The following is a 25,275-nucleotide window of genomic DNA, read 5'->3' as shown; positions in this document are numbered from 1 at the left end:
TGATGGCAGCCGAGAGCTTTGGGAATCGGTTACTTATTCAATTTAACGCGCTGTAAACGCAATGCGTTCATGACAACGGAAACGGAACTGAACGCCATCGCGGCACCTGCGAGCCAAGGTGCAAGGAAGCCGGCAGCGGCAATCGGAATGCCGACCGAATTGTAGGCGAGCGCCCAGAACAAGTTTTGCTTGATGTTGCGGACGGTCAGGCGGCTCATGCGAACAGCATCTGCGACGCGCATCAAATCACCTTGCATCAAAGTGATGTCGGCCGCTTCCATGGCGATTGCGGTGCCAGTGCCCATGGCCATGCCGATATCCGCGGTCGCAAGTGCCGGTGCATCGTTCAAGCCGTCTCCAGCCATCGCGACTTTGCGCCCTTGTTCTTGCAACTTCGCCACATGTCCCGCTTTTTCAGCAGGCAATACATCGGCTACGACTTCATCGATGCCGACTTGTCTGGCGATGGCATCGGCGGTGCGCTGCTGGTCGCCAGTCAGCATGACGACGCGAAGTCCCATGCGTTTCATTTCTTCGACTGCGGCTTTTGCGGAATCCTTGATCGTGTCTGCGACAGCGATAAGGCCCGCGTATTTTCCGTCGATGGCAATGAACATTGCCGTCTTGCCGTCTTGTTCCAACTGTTCAGCCGCTTGTTCGTCGACTGCGATGCCATCGAGCAAGCGGCGGTTGCCGACCCAAACATCCTGGCCATCCACATGCGCTTTGATGCCATGTCCAGGAACTGCTTCAAATCTGCTGATCGCAAGCCCAGCAGCACCGAAGTCTGCGATTGCCTGTGCAACGGGGTGCTCGGATTCGCTTTCCGCGCTAGCCACAAGCCGTTTGACTTGTTCGGTATCGACATCCGGCGCCGGGATGAAGTCAGTGACGACCGGTTTGCCGTTGGTGATGGTGCCGGTCTTATCGAGCACGATCGTGTCGATATGCTTTGTCGTTTCCAGCGATTCCGCTGTTTTGAACAACACGCCTTGTTCAGCGGAACGTCCGGAACCTGCCATGATTGAAGTAGGTGTCGCAAGTCCCAAAGCACAAGGGCAGGCGATGACAAGTACGGCGACCGTGCTGGTCAGCGCCGCTGCAAAATCTCCGGGAGCGGCCAGGAAGTACCAGACGAGGAAGGTCATGATCGCAATTCCGACAACGATCGGGACGAAGATTCCGGAAATCTGGTCAGCCAGCCGCTGGATTGGCGCTTTCGAGCCTTGCGCCTGTTCGACGACGCGGATGATGTTCGACAGCACAGTTTCTTTGCCGATTTTATCGGCGCGGACTTTCAAGGAACCGTTGGCGTTGACAGTCGCGGCATATACCGCATCTCCCTCGTTTTTATCGACCGGCAGGCTTTCGCCCGTCAGCATCGATTCGTCGACAGCGGAACTTCCGGAGATAACCGCTGCATCAACAGGGATGGAAGCACCGGGTTTGATCAACAGCATATCGCCTTCTCTAACTTCTGCGATCGGTACGCTAATGAATTCTGCGCCGCGTTCGATGAGTGCATGCTGCGGCTGCAGCTTCATCAGTTTCTTGATGGCGTCGGACGAGCGGCCTTTCGCGCGGGCTTCAAATACTTTGCCGAGAACGATCAAAGTAATCAAGACAGCGCTCGTTTCGAAATACAAGCCCATATTATGGCCCATCCCTAAGTTTGCAAGGACCAGATAGACGCTGTAAAAATAGGCGGCCGATGTACCGAGTGCAACCAATACATCCATATTGGCGCTTTTGTTTTTTAAGGCGAAATAAGCGCCTTTGTAGAAGGTCGCCCCGACCCAGAACTGCACTGGCGTTGCGAGCGCCCATTGCATAAATGGGTTCATCAGGAATTCCGGAACATACATCCAGGACGTGAATGTAAAGTGGCTGAACATCGTCCACAGGAGCGGCAGCGAGAAAGCGGCAGATATCCAGAAAAGGCGAGTCTTTTTCTTGATTTCCTGTTCTTTGTAATCGGTTGCTTCCTGCTGGTCCTGCTCGAGCACGGCGTCATAGCCGAGCGATTGGATCTTTTGGACGAAAGCTTCAGGAGTCAAAGTGCCTGGGCTGTAAACCACATGGCCGCTTTCTAGCGCCAAATTGATTGTCGCGTTTTCGACACCGTCCATTCGGTTCAGCGCCTTTTCGATCCGTGCTGAACAGTTTGCGCATGTCATGCCCTGGATCGAAAAATCGACTTCTTCTTGCTGGATGCCATAGCCGAGCTGTTCGACTTTTTGATGCAAATCGTTCAAATTGGATTGTTCGTCATCGAAATTGACCGATGCTTTTTCAGTTGCGAAATTGACCGTCGCCTCGGACACGCCAGGGAGCTTCTGCAAGCCTTTCTCGACCCGGTTTGCACACGCGGCACAGGTCATGCCGGTGATCGGCAATTCCGTTTGCTTTATTGCCATTGGGAATCCCACCTTCATACCTTATAGGGGTATATTGTTTTGAAAAAAATAACTGCGTTTCCGCAGTTATTCGCTCAATGCTGCTACATCATAGCCTTGATCTTCGATAGCTGAGGCGATTTGCGCCACATCGACATTCGCGCTGTCATATGTGACATCCACTGCGCCTTGTTCAAGTGAAACATCTACTTTTTCGACGCCAGAAAGTGCGCCGACGCTGTCTTCTACGGATTTTACACAATGTTGACAGCTCATGCCGCTTACTTGCAAATGGACTTGTTCTTTCATGAAAAATTCCTCCTTAGTTATGTGGAAAGCAGATCGCTTCCTCTATTTTATTTTCTCATCAATTTTTGGAACGTGATGAGCAATTCGTCAAGAATCTCTTCATCGCCTGAAGCCAGGCGGTCTTTGACACAGCCTTTTAAATGGCCGTCGAGCAGCACTTTCGTTACGCTGTTCAATGCAGACTGGGTAGCAGCCAATTGCGTAATAATGTCATCACAATAGACATCCCGGTCGACCATGCCTTTGATGCCGCGCACTTGCCCTTCGATGCGATTCAGCCGGTTCGTCAAATCCCGTTTGACCGAAGGGGGATGGTGGCTTTTTCTACAGGCATCGGAGGCTGGCATTTCTTCGATTGCTTCACTCATTCGAAACCCCTCCCATTTTTCGGCTGGCGAATCATTCGCCAACCTGATCCACTCCAAAGTGGATAGTCCCGATTACAATCCGAGCATACCTTAAGGGGGTATGTAAATCAAGGAATTAACTCAAGCTTTTCATTTGTCATCAAATTGATACGTTTGAAACCCTGAAATGATGGTATTATATACGTAGATAAAGAAAAGTCAACTATTTCGAACGGAACAGTCACATCAGCGAGATCTGCACACGTCCAAATAGCAACAACTACTCTATAAAGAGGTGATCATGGATGATTAAAAATGGAGAGATCCGCAACATTGTATCGAATCTGGCAAAACTTGGCGTTCAAGCCACGATAACAAAATCCCGTGTAGAGCTGAGCAAAACCCTGGCATTGCCGCAACCGACGCAAGCTTCATCGCATTCTTCATAAAAAACTCCGACGCCCAATGCGCCGGAGTTTTTTATTGAGCTTATGAATTTTGGTTGGAGCGATCGAACATATAGTTCTTATGATGGAACCGCATGCTGAAGACGACGCCGAGCGCGAGCATATTACCGATCAAAGAACTGCCCCCGTAGCTGATGAAAGGAAGAGGGATCCCTGTAATCGGCAGCAATTGGATCGTCATGCCGATATTCTGGAAGACGTGGAACGTGATCATTGCGATAATGCCGGCGCACACATAGGTACTAAAAGTATCCTTGAATTGAAGCGTGATTTTCGTCAAATGGTAAATGAGCATGAAGAACAAAATAATGACGGCGCTTGCCCCAATAAAGCCAAAATCTTCCGAGATGACGGTAAAGATGAAATCGGTATGGTTTTCGGGAACGTATACTTGGCGGCCTTGGTAGCCTTTTCCGAACACTTCCCCTGAACCAATCGCATTCAATGCAGCGATCAGGTTGTAACCGCCTGATTCCGCATAGGAGTAAGGATCAAGCCATGTGTAGATGCGCTCAAACATATAGGGCTTCAAGCCGATGCGTCCAAGCAATTCCTGCATATTGAGCGTCATCCACAACAAGGTGACGCCTATGAGCGCCACGCCGCCGAAGCTTGGCAAGATGATTTTCCAGGAAATTCCGGAGACGACGACGATGGCCAATGTAATGGCAATGAATACGAGCGCCGTTCCAAGGTCGGGCTGGAGCAGGATGAAGCCGAGCGGAACCGCGAGCATGAAGGCGATTTTCCCGAGCAACAGTAAATCGGTTTTAATAGTGCTCAGCAAATGATGTTCATGATGCGAAGAAATCATTTTCGCGAGCGCTAAAATATAGAAGGTTTTCATGAACTCGGCTGGCTGGATATTGACGAATGGCGTATGAAACCAAGCTTTTGCGCCATTGATTGGCTGTGCGATCTGGCCTTGCCCGTCCGGCGCGATCATCAAAGCGAGCAAGAGCAGGATTCCCGCCCCGTACAAATAATACGCCATCTTTTTGTATTGATCGGTATCGAAGTACATCAATACCGCAATCATCCCGGCCGACACGATGTAGAACAACGCCTGGCGCGGGACGAAATTGGTCAAGTACTGCCCCGAAGTCTGGGCAGAAGAGATCGCGACCAAGCTGACGATGAAAAACAGGAACAATATAAAGGTGAGCGACCAATCGAAACGATCGGAAAAGCTCTTGTTAGTTTGCATATCAATTCACCCATACTTTTCTTAATCTATAACGCCCATCATTATACAGCATATGCTAAACTTGTGCGCATGCAAAAAGTAATGACGATTTGAAAACAGGAATGTTTCCTAACCGGCCCCCCAAGCCGTATAATGAGATAGGAAATGGAGTGGGGCACATGGAGAAAAGGCCGTTGAAGACGGATTTTTACATACAGCATTTATATATCTATGTGAGCGAAGCGGATCGGATGGCGCTCTTTAGCGGTTTTGGCTTCGGGCATTTTCTCGAGGCGGTCGATATGCCGGAGAATTTATTGCTTTTGAAGCATCCGTATGAGGAAGCTTCTTTTAATATGCATACCCATCTGGACTTCGCAACAAGAGAAGAATACAGCCAATTAAAAAGGGCGCGTTCCAATAAAAGAAGTGAATTCTGTTGGGTCGATTTTCGCAGTGAAAAGCAATTAAATTCATTGACTGCGCAGGAGCAGGCGGAACTTCTCTACTTGGGGCATAAAAAAGAACCGGTGAAAAGCCCGTTCTTCACGACGCTGCAAAACGATTATGTGTATTTAGCAGGCGAGGAAAAGGAATGGACGAAAATCTATTTCCGGCGCATGGAAAAACTCGGCGCCTTAATTGCCAATCATTTTACGCAAATCATCCGCAAAGAAACGAACGGCCAGCATTTCTTCCGTCGCCGCATGAGGGACTTGATTCCTGAGCTGCCGAAAGAACAATTCCATAAGCTGCGCATGGACATGGGCGAAGGGGTTCTGCTGTCGCTGGCTGACCCTGAAAAGACGAAAAATACAATCGAACTCCACGTCCGGACCGTTGGCGAAATCGATTTTATGGACGAGTTCTGGGAAGATCTCGGGGAAACGATCCGCAAGCCGCTATCGGGACGGATTGTCTACGACAGAAAACAAAAAGGCTGGAAATGATACCCGTTTGTTTGCGGGTATCATTTTTGTTTTTCGGGTATATTGCAGGGGAGTGCAATTTCCTGTCCAGACGGATGGTGCCGCTGGGATTTTACAGCCACTGACAAAAAGATTTTTCGGCTGACAACGTTCGTGATAAACTAAGCAATATGCAAAACGAAATGAGGGTCATTAATGAAAAAACGAATTGGGCTTTTATACGGCGGCAAATCCGCTGAACACGAAGTATCTTTGACGACAGCGAGCGCATTCTCTAAAGCGCTTGATTTTGATAAATACGAAGTTTACCCGATCTACATCACACAAGAAGGCGAATGGCGAAAAGGCACGCCTTTAGCTGGGCCTGTTTCTTCTATAGAAGAACTTCAACTGGCAGGGGATGCGGAACGCAATAACGACATTTCCAGTTTCCTTCCAAATGATCAAGAGCAAGCACTTGATGTCATCATTCCATTGCTCCACGGCCCGAACGGTGAAGACGGCACGGTGCAAGGGTTACTCGAAGTGATGAATTTGCCTTACGTCGGCAATGGCGTTCTCGCCTCATCAGCAGGCATGGACAAAGTAGTCATGAAGCAATTGTTTGAACAAGCCGGGTTGAACCAGACGCCTTATGTCTATTTCCTGCGCCGCGATTGGAAAAACGGCCAGGATCTGTGGCTGGACAAAGTCGAGCAAGAACTAACATGGCCAGTATTCGTCAAGCCGGCAAACCTTGGTTCTAGCGTCGGCATCAGCAAAGCTGAATCACGCGAAGAACTGATTGCTGCGGTGGAGGAAGCACTTAAATTTGACCGGAAAATCGTCATTGAACAAGGCGTCGTCGGCCGTGAAATTGAAGTGGGCGTGCTTGGGAACGATGAGCCGGAATGCTCAGTGGCAGGCGAAATCAAACCGTTGAAAGCTTTCTATGATTACCAAGCAAAATACAAAGACGGCAACACGGCGATGATCATCCCGGCGGAATTGCCAGAATCGGTTTATCCAGAACTCGTCGAGTCCGCCAAAAAAGCGTTCAAGATCCTCGATTGCACAGGCCTCGTGCGCGCAGACTTTTTCGTGACAGATGCAAATGAGATCATCATCAACGAAGTCAATACCTTGCCAGGCTTTACGCCGTACAGCATGTTCCCGCTGTTGTGGCAGCATACCGGTCTTGAGTATCCTGACTTAATCGAGAAACTGATCGCACTTGCTATTGAACGTTTCGAAGAAAAACAATTATTGCAATTTAAAATGGATTGAGTGGGGAGAACCTATGAAAAAAACGATTGAACAGATAGCCGGATGGCTCGACATCAAGACGAATTTAAAAGGGATTGAAGTGACTGGCGTGTCGATCAATACGCGGACGCTGAAGCCGGGCGATTTGTTCATTCCGTTCCGCGGCGAAAATGCCAATGGCCATAAATATGTTCGCTACGCGATCGAGGCTGGGGCTGCTGGTGCTTTATGGCAGAGCGACGAACCGGAACCGCCGTCCGATTTGCCGTTATTGATCGTTGACGATTGCGAAAAAGCGTTGCAGGAAATGGCGCGCGCTTACCGCAATGAATTGAAGGCGACCGTGATCGGAATTACCGGATCCAACGGCAAAACCTCGACGAAAGATCTGGTCGCGAGCGTATTGAAGCCATATTATAAAGTCCAGAAAACGCAAGGCAATTTCAATAATGAACTCGGGTTGCCGCTGACGATCCTGTCTTTGGATGAAGACACCAAATACGTGGTCCTCGAAATGGGCATGAGTGGCTTCGGACAAATTCAATTCTTGTCTGAGCTTGCACGCCCGGACTATGCGGTCATCACCAATATCGGCGAAGCGCATATGCAGGACCTTGGATCGAGAGAAGGAATCGCCGAGGCGAAATTTGAAATCGTCGCCGGGCTGGAGCAACATGGCAAACTTTTCTACGACGGCGATGAGCCTTTGCTGTTGCCGTTTGTTGAAGATTTCACGCAAGCGGTATCGTTCGGCTTTGGCCCGGATAATGAATTGAGCGTGACCGATATCAAAGCGACCGAAGACGGCAGCAACTTCTTGGTCAATGGCATCATCGACGCGAAGTTCTCCATCCCCGTCCTGGGTGAACATCAGGTGAAAAACACTTTGCCGGCGATTTTGATCGCCCTGGAAGCCGGATTGACGGAAGAAGAAATCCGCCGCTCATTGAAAAATGCAGCGCTGACCGATATGCGTATGCAATTGGTGCCTGCGGAAAACGGGGCAGTGTTCATTAATGATGCGTACAACGCGGCACCGACTTCCGTGAAAGCGGCACTGAACTTCATCCGTGAGACGACGATGAAAGAAACAAAATGGGCTGTGCTTGGCGATATGCTGGAACTTGGCGAAAATGAACAGCACTTCCATGAAGAGCTGGCAAGTTCGATTGGCCTGGAACTTGAAGGGGTCTGCCTTTACGGTCCGCGCATGAAATGGCTTTACGACAAACTGGCCACTTCTTATAAAGGGAAATTGTTGTGGAGCGAAGACGAATACGGCCCGATCATCGATCTTTTGAAAAAAAACGTTAAGAAAGATACAGCTGTCCTCGTCAAAGGTTCGCGCGGCATGGCGCTTGAAAAAGTGATCGAACCGTTTATCGGCCAATGAAAACCGGCGTACTGTGCATCCATGGTTTTACCGGCGGCCCATTTGAAGTAGAGCCGTTTGCCGAATACTTAGGCGAGCAGACGGATTGGGTCGTCGAAATTCCGACCTTGCCGGGACATGGAGAAAAACTTGAACTCGGAGAACAAAGCGCAGAAGTATGGATGATGGAAGCGGAGCTGGCATTAAAACGCCTGAAAGCGAAAGCCGACCGTGTCATCATCGTCGGTTTCTCGATGGGCGGCTTGATCGCGCTTTACTTATCGATGCGCTATAAAATCGATCGGCTCGTGTTATTGAGTGCGGCTGTGAAATACATCAGCCCTTTGCAGATCCGTGAAGAAGTACGGGAGGCGATGCGTGATGTGCTCGGCAGGCGCATCAACCAAAACGCACTATATCATTTATATGAATACAAATTCCGTAATACCCCGATCCGTTCGACCATTGAATTCCTGCGCGTCGTTAAGACCGTAGAGCCTTATTATCATTTGATCGATGTGCCGGCGTTCATCGTCCAAGGTGAAAAAGACAGCGTCGTCCCGCCATCTGCAGCACAACATATTTACGATCACCTCGGTTCAAAAGAGAAGTATCTTTACCATTCGGCGAGCGGCAAACATTTAATTTGCTATAGCGACGACGCCGCTGAATGGTTCCCGAAAGCCTTGGAATTCATGCGCAAGGAACAGTAAACTGATAATTGGAACCTTTGCATATCAATTGCATGTAGAGGTGAAGCGTGTTATTCTGTTTAGAGCAATGGATACATTTTTGAGACACTCTTCCTTCGTGAAGAGGTTTTTTTTGAGCATAAACGGTTTGTTCTACTTAATGGGGGAAGACAACCCCTGCTGTGCAGACCGCTCGGCAACGACCGAGCTTTTCCTGTTCACACATCCCCTCTGACTTAACACTCCAGAGCATGATTTTCGACGTGAAAGTTCCTACTAAAAGGCTCGACCTTGTCATAAATTCATCTAAAATGTGTACCATTTGTAAATAAGATGAAGACAAAAGGAGATTGAAAAAATTTGGTTAAATTTACAGAACTAAACATCAGCGAAACAACATTGAAATCCGTAAGACGTATGGGCTTTGAGGAAGCGACACCTATCCAGGAAGGCACAATCCGCCTAGGCATGGAAGGCAAAGACATTATCGGGCAAGCACAAACAGGTACTGGTAAGACAACCGCTTTCGGTATTCCATTGATCGAGAAAATCGACACACGCGACGGAAGTGTGCAAGGTTTGGTCATTGCACCGACACGCGAATTGGCAATCCAAGTTTCTGAAGAGCTTTACAACCTAGGTAAAGACAAAAACGTGCGCATCTTGTCCGTATTCGGTGGTCAAGAAATCGGCCGTCAGATCCGCGCTTTGAAAAACCGCCCTCAAATCATCGTCGGCACACCTGGTCGTTTGCTTGACCATATTAACCGCCGCACGTTGAAGCTTGAAAACGTCAATACGCTTGTGTTGGATGAAGCTGATGAAATGCTGAACATGGGCTTCATCGAAGACATTCAGTCAATCATGTCGAATGTCCCTGATACCCGTCAGACGCTTCTGTTCTCTGCTACAATGCCGGATCCGATCCGTCGCATCGCAGAAAAATTCATGAAAACACCTGAAATCGTCAAAATCAAGTCAAAAGAAATGACTGTCGAAAACATCGAGCAGTTCTTCGTGAAATCCGTAGAACGCGAAAAATTCGATATTCTTTCTCGCTTGTTGAACGTTCAACAGCCAGAGCTTGCGATCGTCTTCGGACGCACGAAGCGCCGCGTTGATGAATTGGCGCACGCATTGAATCTCCGCGGCTATCTAGCTGAAGGAATTCACGGCGACCTTAGCCAAGCGAAGCGTATGTCTGTTTTGAAACAATTCAAAGCAAACAAAATCGACATCTTGGTTGCAACTGACGTAGCAGCACGTGGACTCGATATCTCAGGCGTATCTCACGTATACAACTTCGATATTCCACAAGACCCTGAAAGCTATGTTCACCGTATCGGCCGTACTGGCCGTGCCGGTAAAAAAGGTGTAGCTGTCACTTTCGTTACACCACGCGAAATGGGCTACTTGTCTATCGTTGAAAGAACAACGAAGAAAAAAATGGAAGCTCTAGTTCCTCCAACTGCTGATGAAGCGGTAATTGGACTTCAGCGCGTTGCTGTAGAGCAATTGGAAACAATGACTGAGAAAAACAATCTCGGTAGCTATCGTGAGCTTGCAACAGAAATGTTGGAAAAACACGATGCAGTTGATTTGATTGCAGCAGCACTTAAAACATTGACGAAAGATCCGGAAGACGCTCCAGTCCAAATTACCGAAGAGCGTCCATTGCCATCACGTGGCGGTGGCGGCTACAAAGGTAAAGGCGGCGGCGGACGTTCATCCGGCGGCGGATACAAAGGCAAAGGTGGCGGCGGACGCTCGTCTGGCGGTGGCTATAAAGGCCGTCGTGAGTCATCAAGCTCAAGCCGTCCTTCAGGTGGAGGGCGTCCAGGACGCACTCGCCGTCACGAATCCTAAAACCCGATCAATAAAATTAAAAGACGGAGAACCGGCAGCAATTGCCGATTCTCCGTCTTTTTTGTCGTTTCGGAATAAGGTACAATGAAATGAAACGTTCCGGTTCACAAAACGTATAGAAGAAGAGAGTATTCTTGATTGGAGATGACACAATGAACCATCAACCGAAAAACCGGATTTCTCGAAAAGGACTTACGGTCTGGCGCCTTTACGGAATGATAGAGACAGCGGTCGTCGCTTTGCTATTGGCCGGTGTAGGCACTCTTACATATTTCTTCGACTGGCCAAATTGGATCTATGCTGCAGCTGGCGGTCTGCTCCTGCTGTTCGCTATCCTATTCATTTACTTATTCCCGAAAATCCGCTGGGAACGATGGCGCTATGAAGTGCGCGACCAGGAAATCGAATTGCAACACGGCTTGTTTATTGTCAAGCGGACGCTCGTGCCGATGGTTCGCGTTCAGCACGTCGACACAGAACAAGGGCCGATCTTGCGGAAATACGATTTATCGGAAATTTCCATTTCGACTGCTGCTACAACCCATACGATTCCGGCATTGATTACGGAAGAGGCAGACGAATTGCGCTCCCGTATTTCCGTGCTCGCAAGGGTGGCGGAAGATGATGTCTGAGACGCGTTATAAACTGCATCCGATTTCTGCACTTATTAATTTCTTGAAAGGCTTAAAAGAATTGATCTTGCCGTTTGTCATCATTTTCGGTGCGAACTTATTTCGTGAAGACGGGATTTCCGGCATGTTCAACCAAGGCTGGCAAGGCTTACTGCCGCTGCTCGTCGGCGGCGTGGTGCTGTTATTCATGCTGATCGCCGGCATCGTCAAATGGAAACGCTTTGTCTATTGGTTTGAAGATGGGGAGTTGCGGATCGAATACGGATTGTTCGTCAAAAAGAAACGCTATATCCCGTTTGAGCGGATCCAAAGCTTGAATTATACGGAAGGGATCTTCCACCGGCCGCTTGGGCTTGTCAAAGTGAAAGTCGAAACGGCCGGCTCTGGAAAAGCGGGGCAGGCGGAAGCAGAACTGACCGCCATTTACCGAGCGGAAGCTGACCGTATCGAACAGGAAATGCATGTGGCAAAGCGCGGCTATGCAACGCAAGCCGAGCCAGCTGGCGAAAAGCTCTACGGTCCGGCCGAAGCCGAGCCGCCGCGCGAGGCGCCTGTGGAAGAACAAGCGCGTGTCTTGTACCGGATGAGCATAAAGGAGTTACTGGTGCTTGCGACGACTTCAGGAGGAATCGGCGTCGTCATTTCCGGTGTCGCCTTATTCCTGTCGCAGTTTGCTGAACTGATCCCCTACGACGCGATTTACGAGGAAGTCATGCTGTTCATGCGCTTCGGCTACCTGGTTGTGGCATTGACTGTATTTGCAGGGCTATTACTTGCCTGGGTCATTTCAGTGGCCATGACACTTTTCGCCAATTATCAATTCACCATCCATGCAGATGATGAACGGATTTACATTACACGCGGCTTATTGGAAAAGAAAAAAGTCTCAGTGCCGTTTAATCGTGTGCAAGGCATTAAAATGACACAAAATCCGCTGCGTCAATTATTCGGCTATGTCAATGTCACGGTCGAAAGCGCAGGTGGCACTTTGGCTGATAAAGATGAAAAAATCCGTTTGTTCCCACTCGTCAAGCAGGAGAAGATGAAGCCGGTCCTGGATGAATTGTTCCCGGATTTTGACTGGTCGCCGGAACTGACGCGCTTGCCGAAAAGAAGCCGGCCGTTCTTTTACCGACTGTCGATTGGCTGGCTCGTTCCGGCATTCGCGGCGCTCGGTTATTTCTTCTATCCGTATGGTTTATGGGCACTTGTAGTTGTTCCGGCCATTATTGCAATCGGCCTCTGGCAGCACCGCTCAGCGGGATATGCCATCTCTGGGCGCCAATTGACCGCGCAATTCCGAGGCATTAGCCTGCACCGCTTTTACATGCTAAAAAAACGTATCCAAGTAGTTGTTGTGACGCGGACGATTTTCCAGCGCCGCCGCGATGTCGCTTCTGTCCATGCCACCATCAAATCCGGCATGCTCGGAGCCACTGCACTTGTTCCGAATTTGGCACGAGAAGATGCCGAAGAAATCCTTGCTTGGTACGAGCCGTCGAGGCAACGCCAGACAATGGATCGTGAACAAACGAAAAACCCTCAACCGAATGAAATCGGCTGAGGGTTTTTTCGTACGGATTAGCGGCGGTTTTTGGCGCGCCAGCTGACGATGCGTTTCGGGTGGAAATAGCTAAGCCCAATCAAGAAGCCGGTGATCATCCCGGCGATGTGGGCTGTAACATTGATGTTCGGCGTCACGAATGTCATGACTATACTAATGACGATAATCGGGAGTATAATTTGTTTGAGTTGCGGCAGCGCACGTCCGCCGTAATAGACGAGTGCACCGAATGCGCCGAAGATCCCGAAGATCGCTCCGCTTGCCCCGACATGTACATAATCGAGCGGCTGCAGGAAATAAGTGGCCGCCGATGCGAAAAGGCCGGCCAGCATATAAATCGTGATAAAACGCACCTTGCCGGTCAAACGCTCAAGCTCTGGACCGAACAGGAACAGCGAAAACATATTGAACAGCAAATGCATAAAGCCGCCGTGGAGGAAGATCGGAGTCACAAAACGCCACCACTCGCCGTTCGCGATGTGGAAGTTCGACCCCACGCCGTAATAGTAAATGTATTCGCCGAGCATCGGCAAAAATGTCAGCAAGTGAATGAGGACATTCAACGCGATCAAAGTGGATACGACCGGATACATTCTTAAGTACTGTGAAAAACTTTCTCTTCTGATAAACAATAAGGTCACCTCAATTTCATAGCTTTATTATACCCGTTACCCATTTGCGAATGAAAGGAGAAACCTTTATGATAACAGGAATCGGTCTTGATATTGTCGAGCTGGAGAGAATCCGCAAGCTCGATGAAAGATCTTCAAAATTCCGCGAGCGTGTCCTTACCGAATCGGAACTTGCTGAGTATCTTCTATTGAATAATAAACGCAGAACCGAATTTTTGGCAGGGCGCTTTGCAGCGAAAGAAGCATTCGCCAAAGCCCGCGGCACCGGAATCGGCGCAGCATGCCCTTTTTCGGATATGGAAATCAGAAAAGATCAAAACGGCAAACCCGGCATGTTTTTCCGCGGTGCGGAATGTGGGCTTGTTTCGATCACCCATTCAAAAGAATTTGCCGCCGCGCAAGTTGTTTTGCAAACCGAATGAACAGGATGTGTAGAATATGGAAATGTATCGACCGACAAAAGCAGTCATCAACCTACAAGCGATCCGCAATAATCTAGCGGCGTTTCAAAAGCGGGCCGGCGATGCTGAAGTGATCGCAGTCGTCAAAGCGGACGGCTATGGACACGGGGCAGAAGAAATTGCCCGCACGGCTGTTGAGTGCGGCATCCGCATGTTGGCAGTCGCCACACCAGACGAAGCGCTATTGCTGCGCCGCGCAGAAATTGAGCAGGACATCCTGGTAATGGGGGCGGTGCCGGCTGCATTCGTGCCTGTTGCGCAGCGCGAAAATATCATCGTTACCGCCCTGTCGCTCGAGTGGATCGAAGCGGCTGAGAAAGCAGCTGCTTCAGGACAGCGGCTCCGTGTCCATTTAAAAGTCGACAGCGGAATGGGACGCATCGGTATACAGCCTGGGGAAGCGGAGACGGCATTTGCCAAACTGGCTTCGGAAAAATTTTCGTTCGAAGGCATCTTTACACATTTTGCTGCAGCAGACGATGAGGACCCCACGCTTTTTGAGCGGCAAGTCGATCGAATGAACGGCGTATTGGAACAATTGCCAAAACGAGTCATGGTTCACGTGTCGAACAGCGCTGCTGCGCTCATGCATCCATTTGTCGCTAGTGATGCCGTGCGGATAGGCATCTCACTCTACGGCATCGCCCCGTCGCCTTATGTCGGCGAGCATTCACCGGTCACGCTCGAACCAGCACTAAGCCTGGAAACGCAAATCGTCCACATCAAAAAAGTGCAGCCAGGTGCGACAATCAGCTACGGCGCGACGTACCGGAGTGAAGGTGAAGAGTGGATCGCCACGCTTCCGATTGGCTATGCGGATGGCATGCTGCGTGGTTTGCAAGGGCAAGAAGTGCTCGTGCGCGGTGAGCGGGCGCCGGTTGTCGGGCGCATCTGCATGGATCAATGCATGATCCGTTTGAGTGAAGAACTCCCGGTCGGAGAACCGGTCCAGTTGATCGGCCGCCAAGGGGACGGGGAAGTCTTGATAGACGAATGGGCCGAAAAGCTGGGCACCATCCCCTATGAGATCCCTTGTATTTTGACGAAGCGGGTTCCGCGCGTCTATGCGAATGGCACCAAAAATACCGGATTGCCTTTTCAGTCGAACGATTCAATGGTAAGATGAAAAGGTAAACTAGACAGAGATCGGGATTTTCGGAGGTGTCGGCTGTGTACGAGAAGTCAAAGACGAAAGAAGTGGTAGTCAAGTTGCCGAAGCAATTCATGTCGGAGCTTACTGCCCATTCAGATGAACGCATTGAGGAGAACGGTGAATTCATTTACGTATCTACTCAACGGGTAACGAAAAATGTCTACGATTCATATCATATTCGGGAAGCGATGATCAAGGGCTACGTGGAAATGTCGCAGATCAACCTGTCGATTGCCTGCGAATGTTCGCACGCTGAGTACGAAGCGGAGCACACGACAGTGCAACTCGTAAGCGGAGGGTGACAACTTGATTGTAAAACGCGGGGATGTTTTTTTCGCAGAATTATCACCGGTCGTCGGGTCTGAGCAAGGCGGGACCCGTCCAGTCTTGGTGATACAAAACGATATCGGGAACCGATTTAGTCCGACAGTGATCATTGCGGCGATCACCGCCCAGATCCAGAAAGCCAAATTGCCGACCCACGTGGAAATCAATGCCAAGAAATACGGCTTTGAGCGTGATTCCGTTATTTTGCTTGAACAATTGCGGACCATTGATAAATCGCGTTTGACTGATAAGATTACACAGCTGGACGATGCGTTGATGGAAAAGGTGGACGAAGCCTTAGAAATCAGTGTCGGACTTGTAAAATTTTAGCATACATACTCCATGGAAATACCCCCGAGATGGCTTTTCTCGGGGGTTTTTCGTATAGAAAATCATCATAATCGGGACGGTTCATCAAAAAAGATGTGAAATGCTCCGTTTTCCGATACAATGGATAGACAAGTATGAAATTGTGGCTGCGAGGGTCACCGGGAGGGTTTTACGACAAGATGAACAAACAAATGGTTACATATATACAAGAAAACATGACCGGCATCATTGCCAATTGGCAGCAAATGATGCGAAATGAGAAAGACGAACCCTCATTTCAGGTAATGTCGGAAGAGATGGTGAACCAGACAAGCCGCGAATTTGCAGGGCTGATGACTTCAAGTCTTCTTGAAAGCCATCAGGTCTATGAAAACCGCTTAAAGGATTTTGCCGAGAAAGTCGTCCGCCTTGGCTGGTCCATCACGTTCATGACAAAAGCGATCGACCACTTCGCTGAAATCGTTTACGAAGGAATGCGCGAAGCGGGTACAATCCATCCGGACAATATGGATGGATTTGTTCACGAGTTTGCGAAGTGGGCAACACCGATCCGCAATAGCATGATTGACACATACTCCAAAACCTGGGAGCGCACGGTCAGCCTGCAAAAAATTGCCTTGCAGGAACTATCCGCTTCCCTGATCCCGGTGTTCGATAAAGTTTCTGTCATGCCACTCGTCGGAACGATTGACACGGAACGGGCGAAATTGATTATGGAGAACTTGCTCGACGGAGTCGTTAAGCATCGTGCTGAAGTGGTGTTGCTGGATATTACAGGTGTGCCGGTCGTCGATACGATGGTCGCCCATCACATTATCCAAGCAGCAGATGCAGTCCGTTTGGTTGGGGCGAAATGCATGCTCGTCGGGATTCGCCCAGAAATTGCCCAAACAATCGTAACGCTTGGAATTAACTTGAACGACTTTACGACAACGAGCACACTGCAGCGCGGCGTAGAGCAGGCGCTGGCGTGGACAAACCGAAAAATTGTGGAGGTTGAAGAAGTATGAATGTGAGAATCCCAATTCTAAAACTGAAAGATACATTAATTGTTTCGATTCAATGGGAGCTGGATGACCAGACGGCTTTGCAGTTCCAAGAGGATCTTTTGACTAAATTGCACGAAACCAGCGCCCGCGGGGTGGTCATTGATTTGACCTCCATCGACTTTATTGATTCATTTATTGCCAAAGTGCTAGGAGATGTCATCAGCATGTCCAGCTTGATGGGGGCAAGAGTGGTTATTACCGGTATCCAGCCGGCAGTTGCCATCACTTTGATCGAGCTCGGAATTCGACTTGAAGATGTTATGACGGCACTTGACCTAGAGAACGGCTTGGAGAAACTTCAACTGGAATTGGAGGCTTGAAAATGAGCGACCAATCCTCAGTGGAAATTTTAACGGAATGGGATATTGTAGCTGCAAGGCAGCTTGGGCGTAATGTCGCCAAGGAGCTCGGCTTCGGCACGGTTGACCAGGCTCGGATTACAACTGCCATCAGCGAACTTGCCCGCAATATTTATTTATACGCCGGTCAGGGCAGGATTGAAATCCAGCAGCTGACTGAAAATGGCATGAAGGGAATCTTGATTATCGCCGCCGATAGCGGGCCGGGGATTCCGGATGTCAGAAAAGTAATGGAAGACGGTTTTACGACATCAGGAGGATTGGGTGCAGGCCTGCCGGGTGTCAAGCGCTTAATGGACGATTTCAAGATCGAAACGATCCAAGGTGAAGGGACAGATATACGGGCTACGAAGTGGCTCCGCTAGGGGGAACGCTAAATGCCTCAACACATTGAAGCGCAATATCAGGAAATTCTGAACGAATATGTAAAAAAGCAGACGGAGCAAAATTTGTACGTTGGCCAAAATTTCAGTAGGCAATTGATTCTGGAGAATATTTCTCCGGAAGAAGTGATCAGCATGCACAAAGCAGCCATCCGGGAGCTCTATAGTGATCTTCCGGATGTTGTTTGGCATTCCTTTGATTTCCTTATTGAGATGATGATTAATTACGGGCTGGCATTGCAGGAACGCCAAAGTTTACTGAAGCGTCAGGAAGAGCTGAAAGTGGAGATGGACTTGGCAGCCAATGTGCAGGAAACATTGCTCAAGACCAAGTTACCGTCCCTCGAAGGGCTGGATATCGGCTTATTGTCGATCCCTGCCAAAAAGATGAACGGAGATTATATTTATTTTGTCAGTGATTATGATGGCTACGCTGGCGTAGCCGTTGCCGATGTAATCGGTAAAGGCCTGCCAGCGGCTCTTTGCATGTCCATGATCAAATTCGGCATGGACAGCTTGAACAGCTCGCACGCCCTGCCGAAAGACGTGCTCGGCGTCATCAACCGGATTGTTGAAAAAAGCGTCGACGACTCGATGTTCGTGTCGATGTTCTACGCGAATTACGATGCCGGTGCAGCCAAGCTCACATACGGATCGGCCGGTCATGAGCCTGCCATTCTCTATCGTGCAGATACAGAAGAATTTGATGAACTCGAAGCAAAAGGCCTGTTGCTCGGTGTTTCGCCAGCCGCAGTTTATGAAGAGCATTCCGTTGCCTTGGATAAAGGTGATATGGTCATCATGATGACGGACGGGGTGACTGAAGGCCGTACGGAGGAAGGTTTTATCGAGCGCGAGGTTATTTACAAACTAATTGAGCAAAAAAAAGACCAACCGGCTCAGGCAATTGTCCAACACGTTTACGATGAGCTTGAACGAATGCAAAATGCAGAACTACAGGATGATTTCACTTTAGTGGTTTACAAGAAGGTTTAATCTGATGTTTAAAAGCGTTAGATAGCGGGTATGAAAGCGTAGAATGGCTTTTCTTCAGCCGAATTGAATCATACAAAACGGGGTGTCATATAGAGATGAATATTCAAGTTAATTTGACAGAAAATAACAATAAATTAAAAGGCGAAATTCACGGGGAAATCGATGCGCATACTGCACCGGTACTTCGCGGAAAATTAGAAGCGTACCAGGCTCAAGAAGGCTTGAATGCCGAATTGGACTTATCCGGTGTCGATTATATGGATAGTACAGGCTTGGGCGTCTTTGTTGCGTTCTATAAATCCATCAACGCAAAAGGCGGCCATTTGAAACTGACTGGGCTTTCAAGCCGCCTGAAGCGCCTTTTCGATATCACTGGCTTAGGCGATATTATGGATATTGAAGCAGCAGTCGGAAAGGGTGGGAATTAATCATGCGTCCTTTCGATTATGTAGAGATGCGCGTCCCGGCCAAATCCCAGTATGTTGGCGTTGCCCGTCTGACGATTTCAGGTCTTGCAAGCCGCATCGGTTTTTCATTTGATGATATTGAAGATTTGAAGATCGCTTCAAGTGAAGCAGTAACAAATGCTGTCCAGCATGCTTATTCAGAAGGTGAAGAAGGCGAAGTGGTCATCGGTTGCGCATTATATGAAGACAAAATTGAAATCATGGTAGCCGACCACGGCCAAAGTTTCAATTTTGAAGAGACCAAGGCAAAAGTGGGCCCTTACCACGATCAGGAAGAGGGAGCGTTCCTGCGCGAAGGGGGTCTCGGTCTGTATTTGATCGAAACGCTTATGGATGAAGTGAAGGTGCATCATCAGGAAGGCGTTACTGTCTTTATGACCAAGCATGTTGAAGGAGAGCGGGTGGAAGAGGATGTCGAAACAATCTCATCCTAATCAGCCAACGAAAGAACAGGTACTGGAATGGATTGAAGCTTATCAAAAAACCGAGGACGAGGAAGCACAGACAAACCTTGTCCTTAATTACCGCCGTCTTGTGGAATCGATTGCCCGCAAGTATTCAAACGGGAAGTCCTACCACGAGGATATCGCACAAGTGGGCATGCTTGGCTTGCTAGGTGCAATCCGGCGTTATGATCCATCCTATGGCCGCAGCTTCGAAGCTTTCGCGGTGCCGACCATCATCGGTGAGATCAAGCGCTTTTTGCGTGACAAAACATGGGCGATCCATGTGCCGCGCCGCATAAAAGAGCTGGGCCCACGCATCAAAGCGACGGTCGAAGTGTTGACGACAGAGCTTCAGCGTTCTCCACAAGTGTGGGAAATCGCCGAATATCTAGATGTTGATGAAGACGACGTTTTGGAAGCGATGGAGATGGGCAAAAGCTATCAAGCGCTTTCCATGGACCATTCACTCGAGGCGGATTCGGACGGCAGTACGGTTACATTGTTTGATGTAGTCGGCCAAGAAGATGACGGATACGAAAAAGCGGATCAGCGCATGCTCGTAGCGGAAGCGATGAATGTCCTTTCCGATCGGGAAAAGCAGATCATCCAATACACCTACATAGAGCAGCTGAGCCAGAAGGAAGCGGGCGACCGCCTGGGCATTTCCCAGATGCACGTTTCGCGCCTTCAACGAAAAGCCATCAAAAAGCTTCAAGAAGCCATTTTGGCTGCCGGCGGGGTTTCCTAGTGGAAGAAATTCGCCATGAAAATGTGGAAGCCTATGCCTACAACGCAGCAAAAAAAGGAAATTACGAATCCGGCGACAGTTATTTCACTGTATTGACGGACGATTACTTTATTTGCTCCGTAGCCGATGGTTTGGGAAGCGGGCCCGTAGCGCGTGAATCGTCACAGGTCATCCCGCAAATCTTGAAAGAGTACCATCATGAGACAATCGATCAATTGATGAATCGCTTCAACGGTTTGATGTTGCAAAAACGTGGAGCAGCGGTCGCAATTTTTAAAGTGGACTTCAGGAAGCGCACTTTAGAATACAGTTGTGTAGGTAACATTCGTTTCTATCTTTATAGAAGAGAAACCGATGAAGTAATTTATCCACTACCAGTCATGGGCTACCTATCGGGAAGGCCTCAAAAGCTGAAAACCCAGCTTTACACGTATTTGGAAAACGACTTATTTTTGATTCACTCAGATGGCGTGGATTTACGCAATCCAAAAGCGATGATGAGAAGAGCAGGAGCGCCTAGGCGGCTGTATGAAGACATTCTTGCGTCCATTCAAACAGGCGACGACGCTACATTAATTTCAGGAAGCCTTCTCCATTAAGGAGAGGCTTCTTTTTTTATGGGGAAAATCAATGGCGGCGGCTTGTTTCTCCGATTATCAACAAGCATGTTAAAATAGAGAGGCAGAAAGGAAGTGCGTAGAATGGATATTCAGCAATTGCACGCATTAATCGCCAAAGAGACTGGCGTTAAACCAAACCAAGCAAAGCAAGTCATTGAGCTGCTTGAAGGTGGCAATACGGTGCCTTTTATCGCCCGTTACCGAAAAGAAGCGACTGGTTCATTGGATGAAGTCCAGATAAAGGCAGTGGAAGATCGTTATACATATATCCAGAATTTGGAACAAAGAAAAACAGATGTGATCCGTTCAATTGAAGAACAGGAGCAATTGACTCCTGAGCTTGAAAAAGCTATTAAAGGAGCCACTGTTCTCCAAAGAGTGGAAGATTTATATCGACCTTATAAACAAAAACGCCGCACAAAAGCGATCATCGCAAAAGAAAAAGGGCTGCAGGGACTGGCAGATTGGCTTTTGAAACCAGGAAAAGAGCAGATCGAAAAGGTAACGGAACAGTATATCAGTGCTGAAAAGGGTATTGAAACAGCGGAAGAAGCGATAGCAGGAGCACAGGATATTTTAGCTGAGCTTTTTGCGGACGACCCTGATATCCGTGAAAAAGCCCGTCGAATGACCCGTGATACCGGCCTGTTGGAGACAGCGGCTAAAAAGGGGCACGAAGACGAGAAACAAGTCTTCCAAATGTATTATGAATACAGTGAAGCAATCAAAAAAATCGTCCCACACCGTATTTTGGCCATCAACCGGGGCGAAAAAGAAGGTGTATTGAAAGTGACTGTCACACCTCCAGTCGACCGGATCATTCGTTTAATGAAAGACAAATGGATGAAAATAGGGAGTCCTGCCGCCAAAGAAGTAGAAGCGGCCATTGAAGACAGCTATAAACGCCTGATCCAGCCATCCATCGAACGTGAAATCCGTACGGAACTAAGTGAAAAAGGTGAAACGCAAGCTATACACATCTTTTCAGAAAACCTTCGCAACCTGTTATTGCAGCCTCCGATGAAAGATAAAATGGTGCTCGGTGTTGATCCGGCGTACCGTACGGGTTGTAAATTAGCAGTGATAGATGCAACAGGAAAATTATTGGAAGTAGCGGTCATTTATCCGCATCCCCCAAAATCCGATCAACAAGGCGCAAAGAAAACTTTACAGCGTCTAACGGACACCTATCCTATTGAAATCATGGCGATCGGAAATGGCACAGCATCACGCGAGACCGAACAATTCGTTGCGGATTTTCTCGGTGAAACTGCGAAAAACGCATCTTACGTTATTGTCAATGAAGCGGGTGCCAGTGTTTACTCGGCTTCCGATGTAGCCCGTGCAGAGTTTCCGGATTTGCAAGTCGAAGAGCGCAGTGCAGCTTCCATCGCCCGACGACTTCAAGATCCGCTTTCGGAACTCGTGAAGATCGACCCGAAAGCAGTAGGCGTTGGACAATATCAACACGATGTCTCCCAGAAAAAACTGGCAGATCAATTGACCTTCGTTGTTGAGACTGCAGTCAACCAAGTCGGCGTGAATGTTAATTCTGCTTCAGCTTCTCTACTTCAATACGTTGCTGGACTCAGCAAGACCGTCGCAGAAAACATCATTAAAGTGCGTGATGAAAACGGGCGCTTCACTTCTCGCGTCCAACTAAAGAAAATTCCTCGCCTCGGCGCCAAGACTTATGAGCAAGCTGTAGGATTTTTGCGCATAACGGAAGGGAAAGACCCGCTCGATGCTACTGGTATTCATCCAGAAAGCTACGAAGCTGCCGAGAGGATCCTTAAGTTGATCGATGCGGACAAAAAAATGATTGGCCGTCCAGAAATTATCGCGAAGCTGGAAAATATGGACCTAGAGGCATTAAGCCATGAGTGGGAAATCGGCAAAGTGACACTCAAAGACATCGTGGATGCATTGAAGAAACCATTCCGCGACCCGCGAGATGAGTTCCCTCAGCCATTGCTAAAGAGCGATGTCTTGAAGATGGAAGACTTAACGCCTGGCATGGAAGTACAAGGAACGGTTCGCAATGTCGTCGACTTCGGAGCCTTCGTCGACATTGGCGTGAAACAAGACGGGCTGGTCCACATCTCTAAATTGAAAAAAGGATTTGTCAAACACCCGCTTGATGTTGTGGCAGTCGGAGATATCGTCACGGTTTGGGTAGACCAGGTCGAAAAACAAAAAGGGCGGATCGCCTTGACGATGCTGCCACCGAAAGAACAACAGCCGGATCTTCAGGAGAGATAAGATGACGAACGAAGAATTGACTAAGATGATTGCAGAGATTTCTCGTGACATTTTCGGGAAGCCATTTCGCCATCAAGGCGTATTCAATAAACGCCTCCGTACGACAGGCGGCCGTTACTTACTGAGATCGCATAACATTGAAATCAATCCGGCTTCATATGAGAAGTTCGGCGGTGATGAACTGACGGGCATCATTAAGCATGAGCTTTGCCATTATCACCTCCACCTTGAAGGAAAAGGATACAAACATCGAGACAAGGATTTCCGAGAGTTGTTACTAGAGACAGAATCTCCACGGTTTTGTTCTCTCCTCGCAGAGAAACGCCGGAAGACGAATGGCTTTCATCTATATGAATGCATCTCCTGTAAAACGGAATTCCCGAGAAGGATCCGCATGAACACCGCGAAGTACAGATGCGGACGTTGCAGCGGCAAGCTGCGGATGAAAAGAGAAAAGAGTTTATAAGGAAGAGCCGCCTCTTTGAGCGGCTCTTTTTTTAATGTCTAGCGACTTGTAGCGAAGTCTCGCTAAACGGAGATGAACAAAAGAAAATACTGGCGATTCGTATTTAATAGAAGAAGAGAAAGGGTGGATTTGAACCACCCACTGCTCATACTCTATTAACTCAGGGTCCGTATTGGCCAGCTAAATACTCTGTAGGCTAAGGTAATTTGAAGGGTAGATTATTAAACGAAATACAGAACATAAATTAAAATATAAAATGATGAATAAAAGTATTGACGATTGCTGTCAGGCTCTTTATAATAGAAAAAGTCGACAAGTACTTAAACATTATTCCGAAGTAGCTCAGTGGTAGAGCACCGCACTGTTAATGCGATGGTCGTAGGTTCGAGTCCTACCTTCGGAGCCATTTATTTGGCCCCTTGGTCAAGCGGTTAAGACACCGCCCTTTCACGGCGGTAACACGGGTTCGAATCCCGTAGGGGTCACCATACATATATTGAATTATCTTTTCTAATATAATACTTGTGTGTGATACAATTGAAAATATTATTATTGTCGCGGGGTGGAGCAGTTCGGTAGCTCGTTGGGCTCATAACCCAAAGGTCGCAGGTTCAAATCCTGCCCCCGCAACCAAATGGTCCCGTGGTGTAGCGGTTAACATGCCTGCCTGTCACGCAGGAGATCGCCGGTTCGATCCCGGTCGGGACCGCCATTTTTTCAATGGGGTATAGCCAAGCGGTAAGGCAACGGGTTTTGATCCCGTCATGCCCTGGTTCGAATCCAGGTACCCCAGCCAATTTCAGGGTTACTGAGACGAACTTAAAGTTAAAAGTAATTCTTGACAATAAAGGCTAGAAGTTATATAATATAATTTGTCTCGAAAAATATAATTTGCGGTCGTGGCGGAATGGCAGACGCGCTAGGTTGAGGGCCTAGTGGGAGAAATCCCGTGGAAGTTCGACTCTTCTCGGCCGCACCATACATATTCAATTATTTGCGCCCGTAGCTCAATTGGATAGAGTACTTGACTACGAATCAAGCGGTTAGAGGTTCGAGTCCTCTCGGGCGCGCCATTTATCTTTCATATAATTTGCGGGTGTAGTTTAGTGGTAAAACCTCAGCCTTCCAAGCTGATGATGAGGGTTCGATTCCCTTCACCCGCTCCATCATTATTTTGAACCTTGAAAACTGAACAGCAAAACGTCAATAATACAGTCGCGAGCGATCGCGGCAAACTTACTGATCAGCTTCGGCAGATCAAAGCGAATCGCGCGTCTTTCGAGACGGCGATGCGCCAGCAACTATTGAGCAATCAATACTACTCTATAATGGAGAGTTTGATCCTGGCTCAGGACGAACGCTGGCGGCGTGCCTAATACATGCAAGTCGAGCGGAACCATTGGAGCTTGCTCCTTTGGTTTAGCGGCGGACGGGTGAGTAACACGTGGGCAACCTGCCCTGCAGATCGGGATAACTCCGGGAAACCGGTGCTAATACCGAATAGTTTACGGCCTCTCATGAGGCGGTACGGAAAGACGGTTTCGGCTGTCACTGCAGGATCAATACTACTC

The 25,275-nt window shown here is 48.6% G+C and carries 27 protein-coding genes, 8 tRNA genes and 1 rRNA gene; 31 read left to right on the top strand and 5 right to left on the bottom strand.

The window, feature by feature from the left end; translation table 11 throughout:
- Window positions 1-29: 29 nt before the first annotated feature.
- From KTG14_RS02535 to KTG14_RS02525, 3 genes are all read right to left on the bottom strand, one after another.
- Window positions 30-2,417 carry a heavy metal translocating P-type ATPase gene (locus KTG14_RS02535; protein ID WP_216969135.1) on the bottom strand — a complete coding sequence of 796 codons (2,388 nt, stop codon included), beginning with the start codon at window positions 2,415-2,417 and terminating at the stop codon, window positions 30-32.
- Between the two features lie 66 nt (window positions 2,418-2,483).
- Window positions 2,484-2,705, bottom strand: coding sequence for a copper chaperone CopZ (gene copZ, locus KTG14_RS02530; protein WP_068872065.1), 222 nt, complete (start codon window positions 2,703-2,705; stop codon window positions 2,484-2,486).
- Window positions 2,706-2,752: 47 nt separating this feature from the next.
- Window positions 2,753-3,073: a metal-sensing transcriptional repressor gene (locus KTG14_RS02525; protein WP_216969133.1), complete on the bottom strand. Its 321-nt coding sequence runs from the start codon at window positions 3,071-3,073 to the stop codon at window positions 2,753-2,755.
- Window positions 3,074-3,357: 284 nt separating this feature from the next.
- Between KTG14_RS02525 and KTG14_RS02520 the strand changes: the two genes are divergently transcribed.
- The gene (locus tag KTG14_RS02520; RefSeq protein ID WP_211653203.1) at window positions 3,358-3,501 is read left to right on the top strand and encodes an Lmo0850 family protein; all 144 of its coding nucleotides are present in this window, start codon (window positions 3,358-3,360) and stop codon (window positions 3,499-3,501) included.
- 40 nt (window positions 3,502-3,541) lie between these two features.
- On the opposite strand, the gene KTG14_RS02515 is transcribed toward KTG14_RS02520, so the two are convergent.
- Window positions 3,542-4,726: an FtsW/RodA/SpoVE family cell cycle protein gene (locus KTG14_RS02515; RefSeq protein WP_216969125.1), complete on the bottom strand. Its 1,185-nt coding sequence runs from the start codon at window positions 4,724-4,726 to the stop codon at window positions 3,542-3,544.
- Window positions 4,727-4,884: 158 nt separating this feature from the next.
- Here KTG14_RS02515 and KTG14_RS02510 point away from each other — a divergent pair, with 158 nt between their 5' ends.
- From KTG14_RS02510 to KTG14_RS02480, 7 genes are all read left to right on the top strand, one after another.
- On the top strand, window positions 4,885-5,655 hold the full coding sequence (locus KTG14_RS02510) for a hypothetical protein (RefSeq protein ID WP_216969123.1): 771 nt from the start codon (window positions 4,885-4,887) through the stop codon (window positions 5,653-5,655).
- Window positions 5,656-5,829: 174 nt separating this feature from the next.
- The gene (locus tag KTG14_RS02505; protein WP_216969121.1) at window positions 5,830-6,900 is read left to right on the top strand and encodes a D-alanine--D-alanine ligase; all 1,071 of its coding nucleotides are present in this window, start codon (window positions 5,830-5,832) and stop codon (window positions 6,898-6,900) included.
- Between the two features lie 13 nt (window positions 6,901-6,913).
- The gene (locus KTG14_RS02500; protein ID WP_216969119.1) at window positions 6,914-8,272 is read left to right on the top strand and encodes a UDP-N-acetylmuramoyl-tripeptide--D-alanyl-D-alanine ligase; all 1,359 of its coding nucleotides are present in this window, start codon (window positions 6,914-6,916) and stop codon (window positions 8,270-8,272) included.
- Window positions 8,269-8,964, top strand: coding sequence for an alpha/beta hydrolase (locus KTG14_RS02495; RefSeq protein WP_216969118.1), 696 nt, complete (start codon window positions 8,269-8,271; stop codon window positions 8,962-8,964). The genes KTG14_RS02500 and KTG14_RS02495 overlap by 4 nt, the downstream gene beginning before the upstream one ends.
- Before the next feature lie 339 nt (window positions 8,965-9,303).
- A complete protein-coding gene (cshA, locus tag KTG14_RS02490) occupies window positions 9,304-10,809 on the top strand; it encodes a degradosome RNA helicase CshA (protein ID WP_156889025.1) in 1,506 nt (501 codons plus the stop codon).
- Window positions 10,810-10,961: 152 nt separating this feature from the next.
- Window positions 10,962-11,441: a PH domain-containing protein gene (locus KTG14_RS02485; protein WP_216969116.1), complete on the top strand. Its 480-nt coding sequence runs from the start codon at window positions 10,962-10,964 to the stop codon at window positions 11,439-11,441.
- Window positions 11,434-13,005, top strand: a complete 1,572-nt coding sequence (locus KTG14_RS02480) for a PH domain-containing protein (RefSeq protein ID WP_216969683.1) — start codon at window positions 11,434-11,436, stop codon at window positions 13,003-13,005. Before KTG14_RS02485 ends, KTG14_RS02480 begins: the two co-directional genes overlap by 8 nt.
- Before the next feature lie 17 nt (window positions 13,006-13,022).
- Here the strand turns inward: KTG14_RS02480 and KTG14_RS02475 are convergent, their stop codons facing one another.
- Window positions 13,023-13,637, bottom strand: a complete 615-nt coding sequence (locus KTG14_RS02475) for a rhomboid family intramembrane serine protease (protein WP_216969114.1) — start codon at window positions 13,635-13,637, stop codon at window positions 13,023-13,025.
- Window positions 13,638-13,705: 68 nt separating this feature from the next.
- Here KTG14_RS02475 and acpS point away from each other — a divergent pair, with 68 nt between their 5' ends.
- The 23 genes from acpS to KTG14_RS02360 all read left to right on the top strand — a co-directional run.
- The gene (acpS, locus tag KTG14_RS02470) at window positions 13,706-14,059 is read left to right on the top strand and encodes a holo-ACP synthase (RefSeq protein WP_216969113.1); all 354 of its coding nucleotides are present in this window, start codon (window positions 13,706-13,708) and stop codon (window positions 14,057-14,059) included.
- A 16-nt stretch (window positions 14,060-14,075) separates the two neighbouring features.
- Window positions 14,076-15,224 (top strand): alanine racemase, encoded by a 1,149-nt coding sequence (gene alr / locus KTG14_RS02465; protein WP_216969112.1) that lies wholly within the window; start codon window positions 14,076-14,078, stop codon window positions 15,222-15,224.
- 44 nt (window positions 15,225-15,268) lie between these two features.
- A complete protein-coding gene (locus KTG14_RS02460; protein ID WP_058381777.1) occupies window positions 15,269-15,553 on the top strand; it encodes a hypothetical protein in 285 nt (94 codons plus the stop codon).
- A gap of 4 nt (window positions 15,554-15,557) precedes the next feature.
- Window positions 15,558-15,908, top strand: coding sequence for a type II toxin-antitoxin system PemK/MazF family toxin (locus KTG14_RS02455; RefSeq protein ID WP_058381776.1), 351 nt, complete (start codon window positions 15,558-15,560; stop codon window positions 15,906-15,908).
- A 179-nt stretch (window positions 15,909-16,087) separates the two neighbouring features.
- Complete coding sequence (locus tag KTG14_RS02450; RefSeq protein WP_216969111.1) at window positions 16,088-16,918, top strand: RsbT co-antagonist protein RsbRA; 831 nt, start codon at window positions 16,088-16,090, stop codon at window positions 16,916-16,918.
- A complete protein-coding gene (locus tag KTG14_RS02445; RefSeq protein WP_058381774.1) occupies window positions 16,915-17,277 on the top strand; it encodes an STAS domain-containing protein in 363 nt (120 codons plus the stop codon). Before KTG14_RS02450 ends, KTG14_RS02445 begins: the two co-directional genes overlap by 4 nt.
- Before the next feature lie 2 nt (window positions 17,278-17,279).
- Window positions 17,280-17,681: an anti-sigma regulatory factor gene (locus KTG14_RS02440; protein WP_058381773.1), complete on the top strand. Its 402-nt coding sequence runs from the start codon at window positions 17,280-17,282 to the stop codon at window positions 17,679-17,681.
- A gap of 12 nt (window positions 17,682-17,693) precedes the next feature.
- Entirely contained in the window at window positions 17,694-18,695 is a 1,002-nt protein-coding gene (locus KTG14_RS02435) for a PP2C family protein-serine/threonine phosphatase (RefSeq protein WP_216969110.1), read from the top strand.
- Between the two features lie 95 nt (window positions 18,696-18,790).
- On the top strand, window positions 18,791-19,123 hold the full coding sequence (locus KTG14_RS02430; protein ID WP_216969109.1) for an anti-sigma factor antagonist: 333 nt from the start codon (window positions 18,791-18,793) through the stop codon (window positions 19,121-19,123).
- Between the two features lie 2 nt (window positions 19,124-19,125).
- A complete protein-coding gene (rsbW, locus tag KTG14_RS02425; protein ID WP_058381770.1) occupies window positions 19,126-19,596 on the top strand; it encodes an anti-sigma B factor RsbW in 471 nt (156 codons plus the stop codon).
- On the top strand, window positions 19,574-20,356 hold the full coding sequence (gene sigB / locus KTG14_RS02420; protein ID WP_058381769.1) for an RNA polymerase sigma factor SigB: 783 nt from the start codon (window positions 19,574-19,576) through the stop codon (window positions 20,354-20,356). Before rsbW ends, sigB begins: the two co-directional genes overlap by 23 nt.
- Window positions 20,356-20,955 (top strand): PP2C family serine/threonine-protein phosphatase, encoded by a 600-nt coding sequence (locus tag KTG14_RS02415; RefSeq protein WP_216969108.1) that lies wholly within the window; start codon window positions 20,356-20,358, stop codon window positions 20,953-20,955. Before sigB ends, KTG14_RS02415 begins: the two co-directional genes overlap by 1 nt.
- Window positions 20,956-21,057: 102 nt before the next feature.
- On the top strand, window positions 21,058-23,238 hold the full coding sequence (locus tag KTG14_RS02410; RefSeq protein WP_216969107.1) for a Tex family protein: 2,181 nt from the start codon (window positions 21,058-21,060) through the stop codon (window positions 23,236-23,238).
- Between the two features lies 1 nt (window position 23,239).
- Window positions 23,240-23,704: a SprT family protein gene (locus tag KTG14_RS02405; protein ID WP_216969106.1), complete on the top strand. Its 465-nt coding sequence runs from the start codon at window positions 23,240-23,242 to the stop codon at window positions 23,702-23,704.
- A 331-nt stretch (window positions 23,705-24,035) separates the two neighbouring features.
- Window positions 24,036-24,110 (top strand) — tRNA-Asn (locus KTG14_RS02400).
- A gap of 7 nt (window positions 24,111-24,117) precedes the next feature.
- A tRNA-Glu gene (locus tag KTG14_RS02395) sits at window positions 24,118-24,192 on the top strand.
- 68 nt (window positions 24,193-24,260) lie between these two features.
- Window positions 24,261-24,337: transfer RNA gene (locus KTG14_RS02390), tRNA-Met, on the top strand.
- A 3-nt stretch (window positions 24,338-24,340) separates the two neighbouring features.
- Window positions 24,341-24,416 (top strand) — tRNA-Asp (locus KTG14_RS02385).
- 9 nt (window positions 24,417-24,425) lie between these two features.
- Window positions 24,426-24,500, top strand: a tRNA-Gln gene (locus KTG14_RS02380).
- A 97-nt stretch (window positions 24,501-24,597) separates the two neighbouring features.
- Window positions 24,598-24,683, top strand: a tRNA-Leu gene (locus tag KTG14_RS02375).
- A gap of 17 nt (window positions 24,684-24,700) precedes the next feature.
- A tRNA-Arg gene (locus tag KTG14_RS02370) sits at window positions 24,701-24,777 on the top strand.
- Window positions 24,778-24,796: 19 nt separating this feature from the next.
- A tRNA-Gly gene (locus KTG14_RS02365) sits at window positions 24,797-24,870 on the top strand.
- A gap of 159 nt (window positions 24,871-25,029) precedes the next feature.
- Window positions 25,030-25,275: ribosomal RNA gene (locus tag KTG14_RS02360) — 16S ribosomal RNA — on the top strand; the annotation flags it as partial.

The organism is Planococcus sp. CP5-4_YE (genome assembly GCF_019042655.1).
In the GTDB taxonomy this organism is placed as follows: domain Bacteria; phylum Bacillota; class Bacilli; order Bacillales_A; family Planococcaceae; genus Planococcus.
Note: the sequence above shows the minus strand (reverse complement) of the source record. Positions and strands in the feature narration are given on the sequence as shown.

Bases quoted from the DNA above. Each gene is read 5' to 3' on its own strand.
- KTG14_RS02525 (WP_216969133.1), bottom strand. From the start codon at position 3,073: ATGAGTGAAGCAATCGAAGAAATGCCAGCCTCCGATGCCTGTAGAAAA.
- KTG14_RS02405 (WP_216969106.1), top strand. From the start codon at position 23,240: ATGACGAACGAAGAATTGACTAAGATGATTGCAGAGATTTCTCGTGAC.
- acpS (WP_216969113.1), top strand. From the start codon at position 13,706: ATGATAACAGGAATCGGTCTTGATATTGTCGAGCTGGAGAGAATCCGC.
- alr (WP_216969112.1), top strand. From the start codon at position 14,076: ATGGAAATGTATCGACCGACAAAAGCAGTCATCAACCTACAAGCGATC.
- KTG14_RS02500 (WP_216969119.1), top strand. From the start codon at position 6,914: ATGAAAAAAACGATTGAACAGATAGCCGGATGGCTCGACATCAAGACG.
- KTG14_RS02505 (WP_216969121.1), top strand. From the start codon at position 5,830: ATGAAAAAACGAATTGGGCTTTTATACGGCGGCAAATCCGCTGAACAC.
- KTG14_RS02435 (WP_216969110.1), top strand. From the start codon at position 17,694: ATGCCTCAACACATTGAAGCGCAATATCAGGAAATTCTGAACGAATAT.
- KTG14_RS02535 (WP_216969135.1), bottom strand. From the start codon at position 2,417: ATGGCAATAAAGCAAACGGAATTGCCGATCACCGGCATGACCTGTGCC.
- KTG14_RS02450 (WP_216969111.1), top strand. From the start codon at position 16,088: ATGAACAAACAAATGGTTACATATATACAAGAAAACATGACCGGCATC.
- KTG14_RS02445 (WP_058381774.1), top strand. From the start codon at position 16,915: ATGAATGTGAGAATCCCAATTCTAAAACTGAAAGATACATTAATTGTT.
- rsbW (WP_058381770.1), top strand. From the start codon at position 19,126: ATGCGTCCTTTCGATTATGTAGAGATGCGCGTCCCGGCCAAATCCCAG.
- sigB (WP_058381769.1), top strand. From the start codon at position 19,574: ATGTCGAAACAATCTCATCCTAATCAGCCAACGAAAGAACAGGTACTG.
- KTG14_RS02410 (WP_216969107.1), top strand. From the start codon at position 21,058: ATGGATATTCAGCAATTGCACGCATTAATCGCCAAAGAGACTGGCGTT.
- KTG14_RS02495 (WP_216969118.1), top strand. From the start codon at position 8,269: ATGAAAACCGGCGTACTGTGCATCCATGGTTTTACCGGCGGCCCATTT.
- KTG14_RS02510 (WP_216969123.1), top strand. From the start codon at position 4,885: ATGGAGAAAAGGCCGTTGAAGACGGATTTTTACATACAGCATTTATAT.
- KTG14_RS02520 (WP_211653203.1), top strand. From the start codon at position 3,358: ATGATTAAAAATGGAGAGATCCGCAACATTGTATCGAATCTGGCAAAA.
- KTG14_RS02440 (WP_058381773.1), top strand. From the start codon at position 17,280: ATGAGCGACCAATCCTCAGTGGAAATTTTAACGGAATGGGATATTGTA.
- KTG14_RS02480 (WP_216969683.1), top strand. From the start codon at position 11,434: ATGTCTGAGACGCGTTATAAACTGCATCCGATTTCTGCACTTATTAAT.
- copZ (WP_068872065.1), bottom strand. From the start codon at position 2,705: ATGAAAGAACAAGTCCATTTGCAAGTAAGCGGCATGAGCTGTCAACAT.
- KTG14_RS02515 (WP_216969125.1), bottom strand. From the start codon at position 4,726: ATGCAAACTAACAAGAGCTTTTCCGATCGTTTCGATTGGTCGCTCACC.
- KTG14_RS02485 (WP_216969116.1), top strand. From the start codon at position 10,962: ATGAACCATCAACCGAAAAACCGGATTTCTCGAAAAGGACTTACGGTC.
- KTG14_RS02430 (WP_216969109.1), top strand. From the start codon at position 18,791: ATGAATATTCAAGTTAATTTGACAGAAAATAACAATAAATTAAAAGGC.